The organism is Streptomyces coryli, from assembly GCF_011044975.1.
Taxonomy (GTDB): domain Bacteria; phylum Actinomycetota; class Actinomycetes; order Streptomycetales; family Streptomycetaceae; genus Streptomyces; species Streptomyces coryli.
The window spans coordinates 1-1,059 of the sequence record NZ_JAAKZV010000555.1 but is presented as its reverse complement, the minus strand read 5'-3'; the positions used below and the strand labels follow the sequence as shown (position 1 = coordinate 1,059).

Sequence of the window (1,059 nt, the reverse complement as noted above, 5' to 3'; positions counted from 1 at the left end):
GCCAGCACCCGCCCCGGATGCGGATCGGTCGCCGCCCGCCGGGTCAGCTCCCGCACCGGCAGCTCGCGGTCCGACGCGATCAGCACCGCGTTGCCGAACCGCTTGCCCCGCAGCACGGCCGGATCCGCCGTCAGGCACAGCTCCGGGAAGACCTCCCTGAGCGTGGCGATCTGCCCCCGCAAATACGTCAGCGGCGGCCCGTCCGCCAGATTCGCCGCGTAATACCCCCCGGCCCGCAGCACCCGCCGCACCTCCCCCGCGAACTCCACACTCGTCAGATGCGCCGGCGTCCGCGCCACCCGGAAGACATCCCCCACGATCAGATCCGCCCAGTCGTCCGGCACCTTTCCGAGCACCGCCCGGGCATCCCCGCCTCGTACGCGTATCCGCACCCCGTCCGCGAGCGGCAGCCGGCTCCGTACGAAGGCGACCAGCTCGCTGTCTATCTCGGCCACCTGCTGCACGGACCGCGACCGCGTCGCCGCCACGTAGCGCGCGAGGGTCAGCGCCCCGCCACCGAGATGCAGCACGTGCAGCGGCCGCCCGGCGGGCTGCACCAGATCGACGGCATGCCCGAGCCGCCGCTGATACTCGAACTGCAGATACTCCGGATCATCAAGATCCACATGCGACTGCGGCGCCCCGTCCACGAGCAGCGTCCAGGCCCGCGGCCGGTCGGGATCGGGCCGCAGCTCAGCGGTCCCCCCGATCACATCGGCAGTGACGGTCTCCCGCGCTCCCCGAGTCCGGGTCCGTCTGCCGCTGGCCATGAGATCAGTATCGCCCGTACGCCCGAACCCCGCCGCCACGAGCCCGGCCGAAATCCAGCCCGTCCGGCGCTTGAGGACTTCCGCGCGAAGCGCGGAAACCGCCCCGCAGGCGCGCAGCGCAGGCGCAAGCCAAGCGCTCAGCGATCCGCCGCCTCCAGCGTCCGCACCGCCTCACCCAGCGCCTCCCGCAACACCTGCGGATCCGTAACCGGAGCAGCCTCCTCAGGCGCCACCAGCCACCGCGTCCCCGACACCGGCGGCGAAGCCTGCCAGCACCCCGGCCCCGGCC

1 protein-coding gene is annotated in these 1,059 nt (G+C 73.1%); it reads right to left on the bottom strand.

Annotated features, from left to right (window positions below):
- The coding region (locus G5C51_RS42145) for a spermidine synthase (RefSeq protein ID WP_165246233.1) at positions 1-770 on the bottom strand (770 nt) is incomplete at its 3' end.
- Positions 771-1,059 lie beyond the last annotated feature (289 nt).